Below are 19,785 nucleotides of genomic sequence, written 5' to 3'. Positions count from 1 at the left end.
AATTGGGGGTTGGCCATGTCGCAATTGTACATTAAATTTGGCGATAGATTACAAGCTGACAGAGAAAATTACCTCGGAGGCTGAAAAGGCAAAACTAAAATCCTGACACAGTTCAGCGTACACTCCCAGACTTTCTTGAATCAAGTTTCAATACCAACAGGTGCAATTGAAAGCCAGTTGGTTAGATAGCGCCTTACTTGTAGCTTATCTCGTTTCAATACCAACAGGTGCAATTGAAAGCCAACTACTCCAACAACCCCGACACCACCCACATGTTTCAATACCAACAGGTGCAATTGAAAGCCTGAAATAAGCGCGTTGATATAACGCTGCGCCTGTTTCAATACCAACAGGTGCAATTGAAAGCTCTTCATTGCGCAATATGTCCCTAGCAATGCACGGTTTCAATACCAACAGGTGCAATTGAAAGATCATACACATAACTGTTTCGGCTACTATATGAATTCGTTTCAATACCAACAGGTGCAATTGAAAGCAGGATTTGTAGAGAAAACAGGTGAGACCTTCTTCAGTTTCAATACCAACAGGTGCAATTGAAAGGCATCTCTTGCGTTTGCTCAATCTGTCGATAGTTCCAGTTTCAATACCAACAGGTGCAATTGAAAGTGTTTGCCAAATGCAATGATCCTTATATTGCGTTGAGCTTGTTTCAATACCAACAGGTGCAATTGAAAGCATTATGGCGCCCAAGGCCATCAGAACGATCGCCCCTAGTTTCAATACCAACAGGTGCAATTGAAAGGCGGCATTGGAGGGGTGGTGAAGATGCAGTTTTTGCCCGTTTCAATACCAACAGGTGCAATTGAAAGCAAACTGATGTCTGCCTACTTACAAGACGTCGCGCATGTTTCAATACCAACAGGTGCAATTGAAAGTCTATTTTCTTTCCTTTTCTGATTTCGCTGATTGTGAGTTTCAATACCAACAGGTGCAATTGAAAGTAATAATGAAATCAAACTTCGTTAAGCTGTTATTTGGTTTCAATACCAACAGGTGCAATTGAAAGCAAACGGTTTAGCAGCGCGTCAGGGGGATGCAAAGTTTCAATACCAACAGGTGCAATTGAAAGTTCAGAGATTTGGATGAGACCGAAAAAGAGCAATTGGTTTCAATACCAACAGGTGCAATTGAAAGCCACCTCTAAAATGGGGTTTAGAGGCTGGATTGGCCGATTTTAATGGTAAAAATAAATAAAAAAGTCGTCAATGTATAGTAGCGCCAAAACCCCTAGAGGCTGACGACTCTCGCAAAATGCCTCATTTACAGTCATCTAAAGTGAAAAAATTTTTTGCTGTAGGCTGGATTGGGAACCGATGTGGGTAAATTTTATCGCACCCGACGACTTGATTTTGCCTAACTTACAGAAAACGAGTGCGTTGATTTTTTTCTTCTCCCAGCGCAATCCGCTCTGTATAGCGCTCATCTCGCATTTGATAAAATACTACCCCGTCGCCTTCTTGCATCAATTGCTCGGCTTCCCATTGTAAGGATTTGAATTGGGCGGGAGTTAGTTCGCCTTCAAAAACCGAATTCTGAATCCAAGTGAGATAACGTCGAAACAGCTTCAGCATTTTTCCTACTCGCTTTTGATTTACGTCATAAACCGCAATAAAATAAGGCATATCTAAAATGATTTACAGTACGTCAATGAACATCTGAAGCTTATGACCTACCACCACATATGCAACCCTTGATAAGGTTCGTGGACAGGGTTGTTGAGATGACGGACCAATTTATAACATTCGAGTCGAATCAATCGCTCGTACGATACTTTTCGATTGAGTTCTCGATGTTGTACCGTTTGACTGAGACGTTCATCCCAATGTTGTACAAAAATTTTACGTCCTGCTTCCGACAAATAACAACCTCCAAGGTGTTTTTCAAAATGTTTGGGGCTGATTTCTCCCGTTTTTAATAATCGGAAGATGGCCCGGTCTACCAATAAAGGTTTAAAAATTTCGGCAATATCAAGCGACAACGAAAAGCGCCTATCCCCAGGTTCGTGCAAAAAAGCGATGGTGGGGTCGAGAGCGGTACGGTAAATTTGTCGCAGAACGGTAGTATAACACATCGAATTACCAAACGAAATCAGCGCATTGAGTTCATTGGAGGGAGGGCGTCGCTCGCGCTTGTTAAAGGGAAACAACCGCGTCACGTTTTCTCCCAAAAAATGAGGCCAAAGCTGATAATATCGGTCCCGTATTCGGCCTTCTACGGCCATCAATGTGGGAATGTCGGTGGTTTTGGGTAAGGCCTCGCGGTCGCGAGTCAAGGCTTGAAGTGTCACTTGGGCCGCCGTACGCGCTTCACCTTCCAGACGGGGTTGGTAATACTTAATGACGCGCTCAATATTGAACAAAGCTGCTTCCACAAATGCCTGAGCCAATACCAGCCGTTTTTTAGAACTCAGATAAAACTGCGCCTGCTGAACCCGCAAATGTCCCGAAAGAAGGTTGTCGCGAGGGTAAAGTGTCGCAGTATAGTTTCCGTAATAATCATAAAAAAAGGCCGGAATGCCTTGCTGTCCCAAGAAAGTGATGAGCTTGGAATTAATATCTACCTCGCCAAACAAAAACAAGCTATCTACACTTTCTACGGGAAAGGGCGTGCGAGCACCATCAGCCTCGGCAGAAGGTAGGGCTTCGTCCTCAGGGGCATCGTCGGGTTGACGTTCGCCCGTCATTTTCTCTAAGGCCAAGGTGTTGTGCCGCCGTTTGAGGCGTCCGCTGGAAAACAAATAGTAAGGTCTTTTCATAAGGTTTCTATTTTTCAAACTTTTGTCATCCCGACGTTCTTGTCATTCCGACTGACGTTCTTGTCATTCCAATCCCGAACGCTTTCGGGAGAGGAATCTATGTCAGCTACGGTTATAAACCCCTGTACGATAGCCTGGTCCTATTGTCGGGCTGACACAATAAATCTATCCAAAACACAATTCTTCAAACGAACATTTTCGACAAAAATCGCGCTTTGAAAGTGTCGCAGGTGGAGACTCCTGATTTGCTAACTGTCGTATATTGGCTATCGTTTGAGTTAGTTCTTGGATATGTTCTGCTTCAAGTACTACGTTTTCGGTACGGCGCAACAAAGGATAATCCAACTGTCCTGTAAAAGGAGTCCCATCGGAACGCCTGACGCCATTGAGGTACAGTAGCCACAGGTAAAACCGCACTTGCCACCGATGTGCTTCCTCGCACGAACGACCTTTTTTAGTTTCGTGTAACACCCCTTGCTTGAGTTTCATTCGGTCAATTTTACCCACTAAATGGGTACCGTCAGGGGCTTCGGTTTCAATCAAGATTTGTTTGTCGTCGCGGGCATAGCTCGTTTCATCCAACAAGCGTCCCAAAGCTACTGCATCGGATTCTTGTTCCATCCAAATCCCTCGCAACGACCACCACGCTTTACGAGGGCAAATTTGGTAGTACCCTACAAGCATTCCGCCAATGCGGGGGGAGGAGAGGTTAATCGTCTTCATATTGCTCTTTTGGCTTTTTGTAAAAAGAAGCTAGGCCAATACTTGATGTTTTCTTTTCCTCACCTGTTTCGATATTGGATGGCTCATCATAGTAAGCATCTGTATAAATCAGTTTGACAGGTTTTTCATCAACATTTACCTCTACGACCTGGACTTTACTTTCAGAGCCTTTTCTAAGCTCTTTTTCAATCATCCAGACAGGAATAGAAATACCGTATTCTAAAGAAAAGCCTTGGTAGTCAATGTATTTGTTGAAGTCTTCGGGGGGCTTAACAAATACCGTTCGTTGTTCTTCAATATCACGACTTTGCCATTTGCCAACTACTTTCCCTTCATCTTCATCAATCTTGCGGTCAGGTACAATAAGCCAGTTTTGCTGCATTAAATCTTCTAAATTCTTTCGATTTGTCTCTGCTTTGTCAGAAAACTCTTTCAATTCGGGATAAAGCAAATTAACCTGTCTAACCATTTCTTCGGGGGTTACTTCAATGGCTGAATCGTTGTTTAGAAATTTGGCAATAGATTGAAGTGTATTAGTAAACGCTTCGCTTGGTTGCCATTTTTTCTTTTCTATTGTGCCATAGGGTGCCACATAAGGTTTACCTTTTTTGAATGGAACTGTTACGAAGCATATAGGATTGTTGCTTTGATTGAAGCGATTGAGTCGCCCCAATCGCTGTGTGAGTCTATCCCAAGGACACAAATCCGACAGCATAACCGTTGATGAAATGTTTATACTCATTTCACCTATTTGTGTCAAAATGGCAATTCCCCGAACGGGTTTATTTTTTTCCTTATAATCTCTCCAACTATCTTTTCCGAGCATACTTAGAAGTGTATTCTCAATGGCTTTTTTATCCGGCTCAGTAAAACGGCTGTGATACATAATCAATTCGGGACAATTAGGCTGTTCTTTTAGCCAATTGTAATAATGTAAGGCTCGTTCTACAGTGTTGGCATAGACAATTCCATGACCTTCATCAATCATTTTTTGGAGTGCATCTTCACAGTCTAACGAATCAGTTTCGCTATCAAAATCTGTAATATAAATGGTACTTTCGTCCTCTAACTGCTGTTTTCTGCCTGCCCAAGCCAGCTTTCTGATAGGTGGTTTTGTAATTTCCTGCGGTTCTGATATAGCAGCAACTTGGTATAATTCAGTTGACGAATCAGGAACCGTTGCGCTCATTATCAAAACAGGGACCCGTAAGATTCTTAATACTTTCAGCAGAACAGTTAAATTGGCTTGTATGAATGGGTCATAAAAATCGGCCTCGTCAAATACCACTGCACTATTAGCCATGAAAAAGAAACTACTGTGATGGTGCTCGGCGGTTCCTGTAAGACTAATCAATAAATGGTCAATAGTACAAACCGTAACTGGCGTTACAAACAATTGAGCCGATTTTTGTAACTCCCGACAATAATCTTTCTCTTCGGGTTTGGCATTGCCAAAACGATTAAACCACGCACTTGAATGGTAAAGACCTGTATCGCTCAACACGTTTTTGTTTACGTCCACCGCCAGCGAATTGGACGTAAAACGCGTGGGCATGGCGATAATTAATCGACTGGCGTGCTTTTGTTTAATCAGTTCTTCGGCCCAAAGCAAAGCCGCATCAGTTTTGCCGCTCCCTGTAGGCGCACGAAGAATCGAACAAAAATTATCAGGAGTCCAATCTTTAGCAATTTGTAAGGCCGCTTTTTGAACTTCTTTCAAGCTATCACGAAACGGGCAATTGTAAATAAATGTATCTAACGGAGCAAGTTTACCTTCGGCTTCTTCGCGACTGGCACGGGTATCAGCTAACTGTAATAACGCTCTCACAGCCGCCATTTTATAGCGTTCCAATAGAAGTTTTTCCCAGCGCTGAGAGTCTTTAAAAAAAAGCTCGAAACTTGTTCTTAAAAAGATTCCCCAATATTTCTCAAAATTGAGTTTGCCCTTATCGTCATTTTTCCATCTATCTTCAAATCGTTTATGCAGTTTCCCATGATGAGCAGCTATTGCAACTTTTTCAAAAAAACTCAAATTAGCATTTTCTTTTTCAGCAAGATATAAAGAACCAAACTCATGTCGGAAACGTGCATCTCTTAGATTTGTCCCGGTGCTTACATCTTTCTGTCGTTCAAATTCTTTGTAACTCTTTGAATATTCCTGCTTCCTGTTTTTTTGCAGCCACTTAGAGTAGATTATATAATCTTGACGACAAGCAATTTGCCAAGGTTCAAGTTCTTTACCTCTATCATGCCATTCGATTACTTTACTCAGGGATTCTAGTAAATCATCTTTTTTCGTCAACTCTTTGTACTTCTTTTGTAAAGTAGGCCACTTATCTAAAAAAATTGTAGCTTGCAGTTGTACACGCAACGTATGGGCTTTGAGCGAAATACCAGAAGGCTTAGCCAATATCATGATGCTGGTGTTGGTTGATTACCTGGCCAGTAAAGCTGATTTTCCGCACTATTTAGAACCGCTAATGCCTTGCGGTAGGCACCATCAACAGTATCATTTTGGCTGTTAGTGACTTTGGTATCGTCTCCTAAAAAATAAAGTGCCTTTCGGGCATCCAATTCGGCTAAGATATTTTCACGTTCGATATCAGTAGTTGTATCTTTATAATAGCGTGCTGCTTTACGGCTCATTACTGTATCCAGTACAATAAGAACTTTTTGAGGTTCGCCAGATGTAGCATTACGAGCTTGGTTAGCGTAGTCGGTGAGATAGCGAGTTCCTTCCAAAAACAATTTGACGCGCCTTTTTTGTTCGCTTGGGTCTATGTGTGCCTGAATGTGCGTTTTAATATGTGTCTCATCGTTAGGGTTATACACAAACTGTTTTCTGACACCAAGAGCATTTAGGTCTAAATGAAAAGACATAACCATTTCATCATACTGACTATATGAGTTAGTAGCAGGTACAGGGTCTGAGCCCTCGCGTTGATTGAGGCGGAGTAATAAATCTCTACCGACTTGGCTTGGGTTTTTAGCAACGGCAGGAGTGGCGGATATGGGAGAAGTTCTTCTTTCTATACCGGGGCGTAAAAACCCTCCCATATCTGCACGCAAGTCTTGCTTCATATTATTAAAATTTATTCCATCGCCATTAGATAGATAAGTACCTCCTTTATTCTCATTTAAACGGTCTATGGCACTAAACAAGGCATGTCTTTGCATCTGCCCAGCGATATATACTCTCTCGTCGGGTCGTTGCTTAATTGAAGATAAATTACCCAAAAGCCTCTCACCTCTGTTAGCAGCATGGTCAGACATCGGGGCTACCAAGGTTACAGTAATTGATTTGATAGTCATAATTGTAAAGTTTAGTTATTATCGGTTAATTGTTCTGTGTAAGTACTAAGACGCATAAAGGCCATTATCATATTTTTGGCATCTTCTACATCTATCTCGCCTGTCAAAACTGCTTCCATGAAGCGTCCACTGATAGAAGGAATATCCTTTTTAACTAGACGTCCAGTAATACTACCTAATTGATAAAAAAGAGCAGTGCTACTTTTGGAACTTCCGATAGTACTTTCTAACTGCGTAAGCACTCGGTCTTTAGATTCCGAAATACTTTTGGACTTATACTTTCTCAATTCATCCTCAGGAAGTGTCTTTATTTCAGAAGAAGCGTCCTTTAATTTTGTTTTAAAGTCTTCGTTTGCAGCTATGTATGCCGCTAAATTTAGAGCCTCTCCGTAGGCTCTGGCTGACTTAACTATCTCTAAGTCAATTCTATTTTGCTTTGTTGTCATAAAATAATGATTTAAAAGTTTTGATAATTCGGCAGGATATTCAGCTCTGAATGACAAGAACATTTTAAAAGATTCTGGTGTGTATAACCTAAGAAATCTTTCAGCCATCATAAGAAATGCTTGTTTCTTTTTTTCATCATCATTACCAAATAGTAATCTTACTCGATAAAAAGACAATCCGATTACTGTTAAATCTTCCTTTAAAGTTAAGTCTATCAGATGATGATTGAAGGATTCTTGAAACGACCCTTCATTTGAAACAATATAAAGTGGATTCTTTTGTATAAAATGAAGTACCCTATCTGCCCAATTGACTGATGAAATACCTCTAAAATACTGTATCTCACGTGCCCAACGGCCTATCGCAGCCACTAAACTTACAACACCCAAAGACCCATTACTTAGTCTGTTAGCATTCGGAAAATTACCTCTGAATATAAGAGGTTGAGGGTATTTTTTCGGAGCTTTAACTTTTGCTTTCAGAATATCACCTTGGTAAGTTTCAGAAATATTTTTAAATACAAGTACAAAGTCAATTAAAGGAGTAGAACTTGTATTCAACTCTTCCCAAAGTGGTAAGTCTGGAATAATGCCATGATTTGCCCAAACTTGTTTTTGATCAGTACTCTTACTGGGAATACGGGCATTCAAACATGGCTTAAGTTTAGTAAGCGTTGTTATGGCTGTAAAAACTGCTTCTAAATACGTTACTTTAGGATTACTACTTCCCTCATTTCCTTCCTTGTTAATTTTTGTCACCAGGGGAGCAAAAGACTGGAATAATTCTTGTGGTTTTTCTTTTTCAGGTGATTTTTCAAGACTCTTAATTAAATCTTTTTGGACTTTATTAAAGCATCCTTTCCATCCTCCTCCATATTTATCACTACTTGTAAGGACATGTGGCGAAAGCATAACCCCATCTTTTTTAAAGGCTTCTGGAACATCCTCTTGGCTCACGTAGCTATACTTTATCTCGCTTTGAGGAATTAAATTGTCAAAAGTTTGTAGCAGATAGCCATCTAATCCTGCTCGAATAGCATATTTAGCTAATTTTTCAAGAATGCTTAAATCAGACAAGTCATCATTGAATGCACTTTGCTCAACTACGGCGACGGCCACACCATAACGAGCGTAAGGATGCCAAAGGTTTGGATTTAATCTGTCCATTGTAAGGTTGCCTCCACCCAACCATCATTAGAACCAAGATATAAAGGCGATTTTGGGTTCCTAATCGCTTCAAAAAGTAAATTTTTAAGTTCTGTTGTTGTTACTATTTCAAATACGTACGGTTGTGAAGGAACAACATACCCTCTCAATGTTGGACTGTTGTAATAAAAGGGGAAAAAGGGCTTTAGATGCTTTTTGTGAAGAGTTGTTTTATCTGGTACGGCTAACATTTCTTCAACAGTAAGCCTACGTTCGTTTTTTTTACCAACTTTTTCTGATTGCTCTTCATTATTCACTATTTTCTCATCTTCTCCCTCTTTGTTTTTCTCGCTTTTATCATCAAATTGTAATGTTTTTCGGGATATTCTTTCTCGTACTTCTGTTATTCTGAAGTCATGATTTCGGCTGCTGTTTTCAAATCTTCCACTAACTCCTGCATTGATATGCCGTGTCCATAAATCGTCATAATGTAAAAACATTTGTTCTGAATCTGGTTTTAAATTTAAAGACACGTGATAAGCCAATAAAGACATAAACCCTGAACCGCTTTTTAATGGGTCTTCTGTGAGCCATTTAGAACTTTTCCATTGTTCATCTTTTTTAAATCTTTTAAATGCAATAGACTTTAATTTCTTTATTAACTTTTCCCTGTCATATTTCTTTGACTCCTTCTCAATGATTTGAAGATTCATGCTTCCAAAGTGCCAGCCCAATGCATTTTCAAGCATACCATACACCATTTCGTTGGTAGGTATAGATTGCGTTCGATAATAAGCCCCCGGCTGCGCCGCAACCATCGAAAGCGGAGCCAAAGCTTCAATAGTCAAAATGCCTTTTACTGTTAATTCTGGCGGTTCTAAGAAAAACTGTAAATCAATGGTTTCCATATTTTTGAACATTAAAGATTAAACGAGTGCTCCAAATCCGCTACCTGTCAAGTCGCCGACTCCGACCAACCATGCAAATTCAATAGCTTCAGGAGTTCCTTCTACAATGACGGGGCAGACACTAGCTTTGTGTTGAATGTCTTTGCCACCTTCTACGCGTTTGGCGGTCATTACTTTCTCACGAGCTTTGGCATAGGATCGGTCAAAACGGACTTTTATTTGCTGATGGTTTTCTGCTAGTCCTGCTTTTTTCATTTTTTTGATTAGCGTTTGAGTGAGAAGCACATCCGAACGAATATCATTCCATAAAATACATTCGCGGCTACCATCGAGACGGCTGTCACGTACCAACACAGCTCCATCTACCGCAAACCGCATGGGCGACTCAAAACGTGGAGTTGGCACTTCCAACGCTTTTTCAACGGTCATGCCATAGGCCAAATGTTTGTCTTTGATAATGCCTTTGGCCAATTCCCAGCCCAAATCGCTGTTGTAAAACCCCAAATTCCAAGTGGCTCCTTGTGGGAAGTATAGACTGCGTCCAATTTTTTCGCCTCCTTTCAGCCAACCAAGGCTGTAAAGGCTCAAATCATCGTGAAGGTCGTTAGGACCCAGCCACTTGTGTAAGGCGTGCCGCAAATCAGGTAAATAAGAAAACGGCACTGGCTGTATATTCGGACTCAATACCAATTGTATTCGCATAGCATTTTCAGTTTTGATGTGCCAAAGATTAGAGGGCATGACTCTCAAATCGTGAGAGTCATGTCAAAATGTTGAAAAAAATTACAGATATTTTTGAAAGGTTGCTTCAATACGCTTTCTAATCGTCTCCCGTAGCTCCGCAGGCTCAAGTACCTCCACGGCTTCGCCCATGCCGAGGATTTCTATTTCGAGCTCTTTGTTTAAAACCACCCTCAATTCAAAATCAACATAGTCGGGAGAGGTTTGTGGGAGGGTTCGTTGAGAAGGATGCAGTGGCAGGGATTGAAGATAATTGGCCTGTAAGGCGGTCAGGCGCAATACCACCCGCACAGGTTCATTGTCGGGCGCGGAGTTGACGCCGATGACGTGTCGGCGCATGGCACGATATTCATGGCTGCGGTTTTGGGAAATATATTTGTCAGTCAGTTGGAGCAGAGTCATACGGTCGAGACCAAACGTTCGCACTTCCTTTTTGTTTATGTCCCATCCGTCCAAATACCAACGGTTTTTGTATTCAAACAATAGCCCCGGCTCTATCAAACGTGTCTGCACGGGGGTGGTGGTTTGGGCGTAAGCGCTGTATCTAAACGAAATGACCCGCTGAGCCCGTAAAGCTTCCCAGAGCTTAGGCAAATGGTCGATACCAGCAAAATGAGGGTTTTTCTCCAATTGCAGATAACGTCCAATCTCCTGTAGTCCCGTCAAGGTTTGCTTGACAAACTCTAGTCGTTCGCGGCGTTCGAGTAGCTCCACAAACGCCTTGAAATCGGTAATATCCTCGTCGTCTTCGTTGAGGTTGATGTAGTAGCCGTTTCGGCGTTTGTTGTGTTTAATATAAATGCCATATTCCTTAGTAATATCTTTTTTGTCGCGCTCAAATGAGCTCTCGGAATAATCAAGAACCCCGTCTTCCCTAAGAAGCTCAAATAATTTTTCTTTAGAAGGATAAACAAACGGCGGTTGAACAGCCCGAATGATACATAAGTGGCGTCGGAGGGTGGCAGCTATCGTCAAAGTAGAAAGGTTAAAAGGATTTTGGCCAAAAAATACCTGAGTTTTTGAAAGCTCACAACTAAAATATTAAATAGTTATCAAACGGTATTAATGGCTTTTTGGTAGCAGATAGTTCTCCCCATGCGTCTATAACTTCAACGACACCTACAATGACTTACCACCCCGATTGAGTAAACTCCAAGAGCGACCATTGAGTTGATGATTCACGATAAGCCCATCGCCCAACGAAATCTTTTTGAGTGATTTTACCCGAAAAAGGCCGGTTTCCCTGTCTTCAAAAAATATTTTTGCGGGAAGTTTTGTCTAGGAGTAAACCATCGTTAACCCATGGACAAAAACCGCTCTTTTTAAGCTACCCCTCCCTATTAAGTGATTGAGTTACAGCTTCCCGATTTCATCAGCTAACGGGATTTTAAGCCAAACCTGTTCAAATATAAACGATGGCTTACTCACGGACAGAATAGAGGATAACGGACTATGAAACAGGTGATTGCATATTATAGGGTTTCCACTCATCGGCAAGGCAAAAGTGGCCTTGGGCTGGAAGCACAACAAATGGCTGTGCAGAATTACTGTAAGCTTAGCGGGTATGAGGTGATTCATGAAATCATGGAAGTAAAGTCAACCCGTAAAGGCAGGTTTGGCCTGTTGCAAGCACTTGAAATGTGCCGAGAGACGAATGCGATGCTGGTAGTGGCAAGACTTGACCGGTTGGGTCGGGATGTGGAGCAAATTGCTGGGATTGTTAAATCGAATGTGGAAATTGTCGTAACTGATAATCCACACGCCAACCGATTTACCATTCACATTTTAGCCGCAGTGGCGGAAGATCAGCGCCAACGTATCAGTGAAAACACAAAAGAGGCCTTGTGTGCCGCCAAAAGACGAGGGGTAATCTTGGGCAAAAATGGAACCATGCTGGCCATTGCCAATAAAAAAGCCGCCCAAGAGTTTGCCCTGCAATTATCCCCGGTGATTACAAGATTAAAAAATAAGGGGATCACTTCTGTAAGAGCCGTTTGCCGAGAACTTAATAAAAGGCATATCCCTACTTTTCGCGGAGAGGGCCGTTGGCATCCGAGCACAGTGGGGATTCTAATGAATCGATTAAAATATACAATGACTTCACCTTAACTTTCATTATCTATGAATTACGCCACTGAAAATGACCTTCTTTTTGATGATGTTACCCTGTTAGAAAAAAAGCTTGGAGCAGGTGCTTTGAACATCACTTCTGTCAATGCCAATTGTGATTGTGCAAACGATCCTATCCGCTCAACCTACGAATATGTTGACCCCAAAAAAGTCACCGAATCTGCTCCTGCGACCGCTTGATACGAAGCATTTCTACGCCGTCAACTGCTCCTTTCCGAATTCACTGCGCATTCTGAACCAAGTGCAGTACCACATTCTCACGGCCATTGACGGGAAAACAACCAATGCCGCACTTTGCACAAAATTGGGTCTTCCGGCTGATAGCTTGGAACGTTTTTTAGGCATGTTGTCAAAAACCGAGCTGATCCGATTTGATGATGATTTTAGCCAACCTAAGAAACCCGTCGCGCCGGAGTCACTGAATTTCTGGATACATACGACCAACAAATGTAATCTGAGTTGTAGCTACTGTTATATTTCCACGCTTAATTCCACGGGCGGAATGTCGGAAGCGACCAAACGACAATTATTGCACAAGTTAATTGAAACCGTTACCAAGCGGAATATCCGTAAAATAAAGTTCAGACTGGCAGGGGGAGAACCGTTAACTCAGTTCAAATCGTGGAAAGAATTTATTCCCGAAGCGAAACGAACTTTACAGGAATTAGATTGTGAATTGGAAATTGCCTTTATTACCAACCTGACGATTTTAACGGACGAGATCATCACATTTTCAAAAGAGCACGCTATCAGTTTCGGGGTTTCACTGGACGGGTTGGATAGGCACCACGACAGGGTTCGTCAATTCAAAGCCGGGGTAGGCACATTCAAGGTGATTAATGCCAATCTCCGAAAATTATTAGCCCATAACATTCCGGTCTCCACTAATACAGTAGTCACGAACGGTAATTTGGAAGGGTTGCCCGAATTGACCCGTTACCTGATTGATTTGGACATTCCGTTCCGATACTCCATCGTCAGGGGTGAAGCCATTAATGCCGAATTGCTGGAACGATGCCTTTCGGAATCCTATACAGTCATGGAAGAGGCCATTCTGACCGGCTGGTCATTTTCACGCCGCCATCAATTCTGTGATCTTAAGACCAATGAGTTGGGTTTTCAGACCTGTGCTTCGGGATTCTCGGGCGGGGCTATTTATGTTGACGGGAGACTGAATTACTGCCATGTTCATTTTGGCGATACTGCTCAACCTTCGTTCTCTGTTTTTGAAGAGGGGATGGATTTGGTAGATATGATTGAGCAGGGCGTTCACCTCCAAGACATGAAATCAGCCGATTGTTCTTTATGCAAATACAAGTCCATCTGTACCAGCGGTTGCCCCGTCTACCGAGTCAATGGCAGAGACCCGCAGTGCAGTATTTATCACCGCTTTATTCCCCTGATTTATGAGCTTCAGGCGAGGGAACGGTTGAAATTATTGCGGGATTACGGAATGATGTAACCATCGAAACACTTTCTGAACGGCAGGTGCTCCTTGTTGTCAATCATCATTTCTACCTTAGCGTTACTAGCCACGTTTTATCAGTTGTATCTGCAACGGGTTCATAATGAAAAATCGCTTAAACCCTTAGCTCAAATTGACGTAGTGGATCACCGAAACCGAATATACATTTACCTACGCAATAACGGCATGGGCCCGATGATCATTGATCGACTGACATTCATCAAAGAAGAAAAGCAGTATACGAAGCTCGAAGATTGCCTGGAATTGGATCGAAGAAGCTATCTGTCCATAGCGGCGAGTGATACCTTAAAAAGAGTTGTTTTACCCAACGCCCATTTGATTGTTTTTGAAACTCAGTTTGAAGACCATGAGGGTGAAGCCGAAAAAGATAATGTAAGAAAACAGCTTGCGCCAATATCGTTGAAAGCTGAATGTCGGGACATTTATGATAATAAATTTACCACAGAGAGAAATCTTCAATGGTTTTCCAGATATGATAGAAGATTAGATTAATTCAGTCCTTTTTAATAATATGTATAGATAGGTCAGTCGTCTATATTTTCTTTTTGTTGTAATAGGAACCAACTTTTGTTGTGATAAAGCGCCAAAAGCCGTTGGTAGTAATCTTGCCTTATAACTACAGCGACTCCTTCCAGACTTGGAACTTCTGTTCCGTCACTTATACTTCCATAGTAGGCTTCTTTCCAGTTAATCATTTTTATAATAATTTCCCCGGAAGAATTGATGGCCTGTAAACCTGCATGAAAATCGGATTTGATTGTTAATCCCAGACTTTTTATGATATAGGCCGATACAAAGAGAATATTCGAACGCTCAAGTGTGTCCCAAATATCAAGTCTACAGATCGGTGAATCAAATGATGCATTTTCAATCTCCCTTTCCGAGTACTGATTCACCCTGAAAAGATACTTCGCATACAACCCTTCGCTAGGTTTTGATTTATCGCCAATTGTTAGCATTACAAATGAGTGTCGAGTTTGCTTTGGTTTAAAACTTTCGCCATATAGTTCTTTTTCTTTTAATGCAAGTAGTAGCCAACTTTCATTCCCAAAGGCAGAATCTGTATTTCGTATTTCAAAAGATGGAAAATTTGTTGGTGTTGGTATCCATGAAGGCCTGCGCGCTAAAGAACCAACTTGCAAAATAATTTCCGGTAAAAAAAAGTCCAAATTACAAATGTAGGCCGGATGAATATAGTAGGTAAGATCCTTTAATTCCAAATAAAACTGACTGTTTAATATCTCGTAAGTTGCATTAGCAAGAGGTACAATGGGAGTAATTATTTCCTCAGTTCTTATATAATAAGACTTGTGCTTTTTAATAATCTCGTCTCTTTTACGGGCGTACGCATTATATGTACCTGTAAGAGTGCCCAAATGTTTATGTATACTAATATATTTTGGATGAATGTGTAAAAAGAACCCATCATCATATAAACTGGATTCATGTTGAATTCTTATTGCAGCGGTCTCATCCAATTCAATAGCATAGTTGACAAAAGAACGGATGTATTGATCTTCCAGAAAGAAACCCGTCGGATATAATTTAAAAAATTGGCCTATGAGATTGTCAGGAAGAAGGGTTGGATCAACATATTCCTTAAGAATTTGAAGAAGTACCGCTCTGTGTATAGGTAATAAAAATGTACTATTTGAAAATACCCAGCTATAAGGTTTAATAAGTGTTTCCGGTTTTGTTTGCGCCAGATAAGTAAGTGACCACAGAATACCCTGTGTTTTTTCAGTGGTTAGTGTTTTTAGCCTGGCAATTAATAATGCAACCACGATTTCATCACGACTAAACCCTTCAAGACCCTGATAAATGGACTCATTTATTGCTGAGTTCGGGGGATGAGGGAGGCGACGCTTTACAATCTGAAATGTTATATGCAGAAGATCACGCACCAGAGATTCAGCTACTTGTAATTCACACAATGCTTTGATGAGATTACAAGATATACGACCCGGGTACTTTTCATCAGCTAACAAGTCTGCCAAAATCTCTTTTAGGATCAAAAGTGTTTGAGAAGGGTTATCTTCATAGGCACGCTTAAGATATTTTGTGTAATGAAGGCCGGACCAGCCATCAGTAAGGAATATAAATAGATAAATATTCCAATAGAGCCATTCAACTTGTTTTGGTTGTAAAAAATGCTCCGCCCACTTATCAGCTTCATTTTCATATCTAAAACTACGTGCAACCTGACGTAGTAGTGATTTTTTTTTGTCCCAATCAGTAGAAGAAGAAATTAAGTCTATAACTGCTTGTTTGTGAGGCGACTGCAATTTGTTGTTTTCCAGAAACGCGAGTACTTCTTCAATTGATGTTGCAGAAAATGTACATGCTGTTGTTTCTTCAGGTATGTCATTTGACTTTTCTTTTTCTTCTTTCAGTTGTAGTGTAATACCAAATTGTTGATCATATTGAGTAACTATTTCAGCAGGATAGGTTGATTCTTCATTTTTGTACAAAGTATAAGGTAAGGTTTGCAACCATCTGCGATAGACCACCTGCAATTGCGAATCAATTCGATCTGAAAATAATAATCCATGACTGACCAAAGTATCTGATGATGCAAATGGAAGGGACCTGCACAGAAGAAACCACTGCGTTGGGGTAAAGAGCGAGGGGTATTCCTCTAATATATGAAGAAATTCTTCTTCCTGATGCCAGCATGAGGCTGAATTTTCAAGTGTTTCACTCACTAAAAATCGCAGTGCCTCATTTGGATATACCTTGGTAAATTCTTCAAACCACTCAACTGGATATCCGGAGGTGGATCTTCCGTCAGTATGGGTGACGACAGTCATGGCCATATGATAAAGTTCATAAAACCAGTCTATGGTCAGTGTTCCGTAAGATTGTTGATAAGGAACACTGCAGTCTAATATTTCACTTAAGGTACGGTCTTTCCTGTATCCATAGGCAGTAAGTGCCTCAATCCCTTCTTTATACTTCGCTTTCGCTTCTTCTACTCTCCCTGACTTGCTTAGTATATAGGCATATTCAAAGGCAATTTCAGCTACATCGGAATAGTATTTTCTCGACCCTAACGGTGCAAAATATTCCTCATATTTAGCAATCACATATCCCCCGGACAGATAATTAGCAATCAGTTCCAGATACTCCTCATCAGTTAGCGGGCCGCTGTAAGAACCTTGAAGGCTCGTTGTAACTTCAGTTACTTTCTCCAGAAGCTGACAACACGAGAGTAGACGCTGCTCATCTGCTTTGCAAAGCAATAAGCCTTGGTGAAACGACTTTTTGATAAAAGAAAGTTGGCTGTAGAGATCACAGACGCGTGGTTCGCCCTTAAAAGGGTCAAGGTCACGAACAAGATAGGTAAATGCCTCAATAAGTTCTTCGCTTCGATGATTTCTTTGCGATAGTTCAGTGACCTTTATAAGATAAATCAGCCAATTCCGAAACCAATTATAATGGGAAAGAGATCTTATCGCACCTTCCAACTCTTCTTGCGTTGCTGTTTTTGTTACGGCTACAAGATCACGAACCATTCCCTGCCAGTTGTCATCAAATGCAAACCTTTCATTTGAAATGATACGTTCAACGGCTTGACCAATCGTTGAAACAGAAGGTTTGTAGGCAGCAAGTATGCTTTGGAAATAGGTCGTATTTGCAATCCAGCCATCACCAAAGTGTATGGTCCACCACTCTGTTTCATTTAGTATATTGTTGAAGGCGGTTCGATAGTTCGGGTTTTCGTACACTTTTTTGATCATTTCATCAAACTTGTCATACTGCCTTGTATGAAGATGTTTGATTGCGACTAAGCCAAGCAGATCATAGGAGATACCCAAAGGAAAGGTAATTATTGACCAGTGGATAACAGGCTCTCCGGCATATGCTCGTTCAGTAAGAAAATGCAAAGCTTCTTTCTGCGCGATTAATAAACGCTCCCCGTCCCAAAGAACCCGCTCCATGAATTCATCTCCGTGGATTCTCTGAGTGGCTTTTAGATAATTGATGAGGGTATTTCCGGAGATATGCTCAAGTTCATAGATAATTTTGGATTGTTCTGCGATGATGATTAGGGGAGCAAATCCATCAACATAGGCAAGAGCGGCCTTCTGAAGACGTTGATTTTGAAATATTGTATGGAAGGGCTGAGCGTAGTATAAACTGTTATCAACAAAATCTATGGCAATTGTTTTGGCAATTTTATCGTAAAAATCAACTTCGTAGTAGAGTTTTAAAAGATGCCCATACGCTTTTGTCGACTCAAAAAAAGAATGTGTTTCAAGCCATTTTATGAGGGGTTGATAGATTAAATGTTCAATGGAAGCACCACTTGATTTTATCCTGTCAATGACAAAACGCTTAAAACTTTCGTGATAGATAGAATATCCATAGGCGGTTTTAAACTTGAGAACCGGCCTCAACGTATTGAGCTGCCCGGTAACACTGTTTCCAAGGTAAGTAATTTGTTTAAGCTCATCTTCAGTCAATGAAAAATCCGCTCCGCACAGTGCATAAGGAACACCTGAATCTCCATGAATTTGTTCGTAGAGATATTGATAATACCCGGTCAGATTATATTGATAGGGTGGAAGAGAATGAATCCACTCAAATGAATAATTTGCCTTGTTCGATAAAGCATGTTCAATCAGATACTTACAATACAGGGCATTCCCGTTACTTTTCTGATAAATTATAGTTGAAAGTGATACCTTATTAATTACGCTGTTTGGAATAGCATATTTCTCTAACAATGTTATTACAAATGATTCCGGAAGAGGGGCTAATGTACAGGGATAAAACGGGGTAAGCGTACTTAATTGTTCAATGGGCTGTGAGACGACTAGGATCGAAATATTTGGGTTAGAACAATCGAGTTGTGAGAGCGCTTTCAGAATTGTCGTTTCGTCCTCAGTAATCCCCCCTCTGTTTTTTTGATAAACCCTCCATATGTGATCAATTCCATCAATAATCAGGAGCGTTTTTTTCTCAATGTTTTTTAAAAGCAAGTTCAACTCTTCCAAATTAGAAGCATACCTCTTTGCCTTTACGCCTATTAAGCCTTCATCACTTTTTATTAGTTGAGTGATAAGATTTCCGTATAAGACATTGACAGTGATTCTTTTGAGTGAAAGCGGGTCCTCAAGAGCAGTATAACAATAATGCTTGATGATCTGAGTGGTATCAGTCAAATGTTTCTCAAGATTCTCAATAAACCATGATTTTCCTGCACCCGGCTCGGCAGTAAGCACAACTGAACGATGATCTTCTAAAGCTTTAATAACTTGATTTACTCGTTCAGGAGTTGTAACCAGAAGCGTTTCGTCAATTGGGAATTTCTGTTCAAATCCACCATAAGACTGGATAATATCCACCTTTTTGGCAATTTCATCACAAGAGATTCGACCACTGTTTTCGGTTGATCTTTTGGTTCTCACAATACTGCAGATTCTTTCGGCTGTATCACGAACTGAAAGGTGATCGTTCGGATAAATACCGATACCGATCATCTCAATAGTACGAGCTAAAAGATTTTCCAATCCATAAGTATAGTCTTGGAGAAGCGATGATTTCGGAAGGCCTACTTCTATAATCAGGCAATCTAAAAATGATTTGAATAATTTTCTGTCTATAGATTTTGACTCTTTTTTCAGAGCACTCCATGAAGATAGAACCTCACCTTCTTCAGGCCAAAGCACTTCACAGTCAAATTGATAACACGTTGTACCCGGTAAAAGGCTTTCATAATTAGATAAATGAATAAGCACCTTGTATATCGGGTCATCAGGAATAGGCTCGTCCCACGCCAAACCGACTTTCCAAACAGTACCGGGTTTATGAAGCGCATTCCAGGTCTTGAAAAGGTCAAAAAGAGCCAAATCATAGGAGCTGCCGGCAGAAAAATCCTGCTTGGTTAAGGCGTGCCGATTCTCCTCATTGCTGTACTTAACCTGAAGATAAATTGTCGTTTCTTCCCGGTATATGGTAAGGTCATCAAATTTGTCAGGTACACCCAAGGGCGTTTTTTTTTGATCAAAGACAAAAGTCGTTGATCCTCTTCCCAAAGCTATTTCCTGAGCAACAAAATAGGCTCCCAGAATGTCCTGATAAATATAACCTTGATGGGCAGAGGAAAGCACA

At 40.9% G+C, this 19,785-nt stretch carries 14 protein-coding genes and 1 CRISPR repeat array; of the genes, 4 read left to right on the top strand and 10 right to left on the bottom strand.

Annotated features, from left to right (window positions below; all coding sequences use genetic code 11):
• Positions 1–144 precede the first annotated feature (144 nt).
• Positions 145–1,155: a CRISPR direct-repeat array (repeat unit 29 nt; unit sequence GTTTCAATACCAACAGGTGCAATTGAAAG).
• A 224-nt stretch (positions 1,156–1,379) separates the two neighbouring features.
• The 9 genes from cas2 to P1X15_RS04205 form a co-directional block, all read right to left on the bottom strand.
• Complete coding sequence (cas2, locus tag P1X15_RS04245) at positions 1,380–1,643, bottom strand: CRISPR-associated endonuclease Cas2 (protein WP_277336885.1); 264 nt, start codon at positions 1,641–1,643, stop codon at positions 1,380–1,382.
• 47 nt (positions 1,644–1,690) lie between these two features.
• The gene (gene cas1b, locus P1X15_RS04240; protein WP_277336884.1) at positions 1,691–2,776 is read right to left on the bottom strand and encodes a type I-B CRISPR-associated endonuclease Cas1b; all 1,086 of its coding nucleotides are present in this window, start codon (positions 2,774–2,776) and stop codon (positions 1,691–1,693) included.
• A 165-nt stretch (positions 2,777–2,941) separates the two neighbouring features.
• Positions 2,942–3,499 carry a CRISPR-associated protein Cas4 gene (cas4, locus tag P1X15_RS04235; RefSeq protein WP_277336883.1) on the bottom strand — a complete coding sequence of 186 codons (558 nt, stop codon included), beginning with the start codon at positions 3,497–3,499 and terminating at the stop codon, positions 2,942–2,944.
• Positions 3,486–5,915 (bottom strand): CRISPR-associated helicase Cas3', encoded by a 2,430-nt coding sequence (gene cas3, locus P1X15_RS04230; RefSeq protein WP_277336882.1) that lies wholly within the window; start codon positions 5,913–5,915, stop codon positions 3,486–3,488. Before cas3 ends, cas4 begins: the two co-directional genes overlap by 14 nt.
• Positions 5,912–6,811 carry a DevR family CRISPR-associated autoregulator gene (locus P1X15_RS04225; protein ID WP_277336881.1) on the bottom strand — a complete coding sequence of 300 codons (900 nt, stop codon included), beginning with the start codon at positions 6,809–6,811 and terminating at the stop codon, positions 5,912–5,914. The genes cas3 and P1X15_RS04225 overlap by 4 nt, the downstream gene beginning before the upstream one ends.
• Before the next feature lie 11 nt (positions 6,812–6,822).
• Positions 6,823–8,424 carry a hypothetical protein gene (locus tag P1X15_RS04220; protein ID WP_277336880.1) on the bottom strand — a complete coding sequence of 534 codons (1,602 nt, stop codon included), beginning with the start codon at positions 8,422–8,424 and terminating at the stop codon, positions 6,823–6,825.
• Positions 8,412–9,311 (bottom strand): hypothetical protein, encoded by a 900-nt coding sequence (locus P1X15_RS04215; protein ID WP_277336879.1) that lies wholly within the window; start codon positions 9,309–9,311, stop codon positions 8,412–8,414. The genes P1X15_RS04220 and P1X15_RS04215 overlap by 13 nt, the downstream gene beginning before the upstream one ends.
• Positions 9,312–9,329: 18 nt before the next feature.
• A complete protein-coding gene (locus P1X15_RS04210) occupies positions 9,330–10,013 on the bottom strand; it encodes a CRISPR-associated endoribonuclease Cas6 (protein ID WP_277336878.1) in 684 nt (227 codons plus the stop codon).
• Between the two features lie 81 nt (positions 10,014–10,094).
• A complete protein-coding gene (locus tag P1X15_RS04205; protein ID WP_277336877.1) occupies positions 10,095–11,027 on the bottom strand; it encodes a YafY family protein in 933 nt (310 codons plus the stop codon).
• Positions 11,028–11,504: 477 nt separating this feature from the next.
• Between P1X15_RS04205 and P1X15_RS04200 the strand changes: the two genes are divergently transcribed.
• From P1X15_RS04200 to P1X15_RS04185, 4 genes are read left to right on the top strand one after another with little or no spacing between them, the layout of a single operon-like run.
• The gene (locus tag P1X15_RS04200; RefSeq protein WP_277336876.1) at positions 11,505–12,161 is read left to right on the top strand and encodes a recombinase family protein; all 657 of its coding nucleotides are present in this window, start codon (positions 11,505–11,507) and stop codon (positions 12,159–12,161) included.
• A 12-nt stretch (positions 12,162–12,173) separates the two neighbouring features.
• The gene (locus P1X15_RS04195) at positions 12,174–12,362 is read left to right on the top strand and encodes a hypothetical protein (RefSeq protein WP_277336875.1); all 189 of its coding nucleotides are present in this window, start codon (positions 12,174–12,176) and stop codon (positions 12,360–12,362) included.
• Complete coding sequence (locus P1X15_RS04190) at positions 12,316–13,644, top strand: radical SAM protein (protein WP_277336874.1); 1,329 nt, start codon at positions 12,316–12,318, stop codon at positions 13,642–13,644. Before P1X15_RS04195 ends, P1X15_RS04190 begins: the two co-directional genes overlap by 47 nt.
• A 36-nt stretch (positions 13,645–13,680) precedes the next feature.
• Positions 13,681–14,160, top strand: a complete 480-nt coding sequence (locus P1X15_RS04185; protein ID WP_277336873.1) for a hypothetical protein — start codon at positions 13,681–13,683, stop codon at positions 14,158–14,160.
• A gap of 32 nt (positions 14,161–14,192) precedes the next feature.
• Here the strand turns inward: P1X15_RS04185 and P1X15_RS04180 are convergent, their stop codons facing one another.
• Positions 14,193–19,784 (bottom strand): hypothetical protein, encoded by a 5,592-nt coding sequence (locus tag P1X15_RS04180; RefSeq protein WP_277336872.1) that lies wholly within the window; start codon positions 19,782–19,784, stop codon positions 14,193–14,195.
• Between the last annotated feature and the right edge of the window lies 1 nt (position 19,785).

The sequence above is a fragment of the Runella sp. MFBS21 genome, from assembly GCF_029433105.1.
Classification (GTDB): Bacteria; Bacteroidota; Bacteroidia; order Cytophagales; family Spirosomataceae; genus Runella.
Note: the sequence above shows the minus strand (reverse complement) of the source record. Positions and strands in the feature narration are given on the sequence as shown.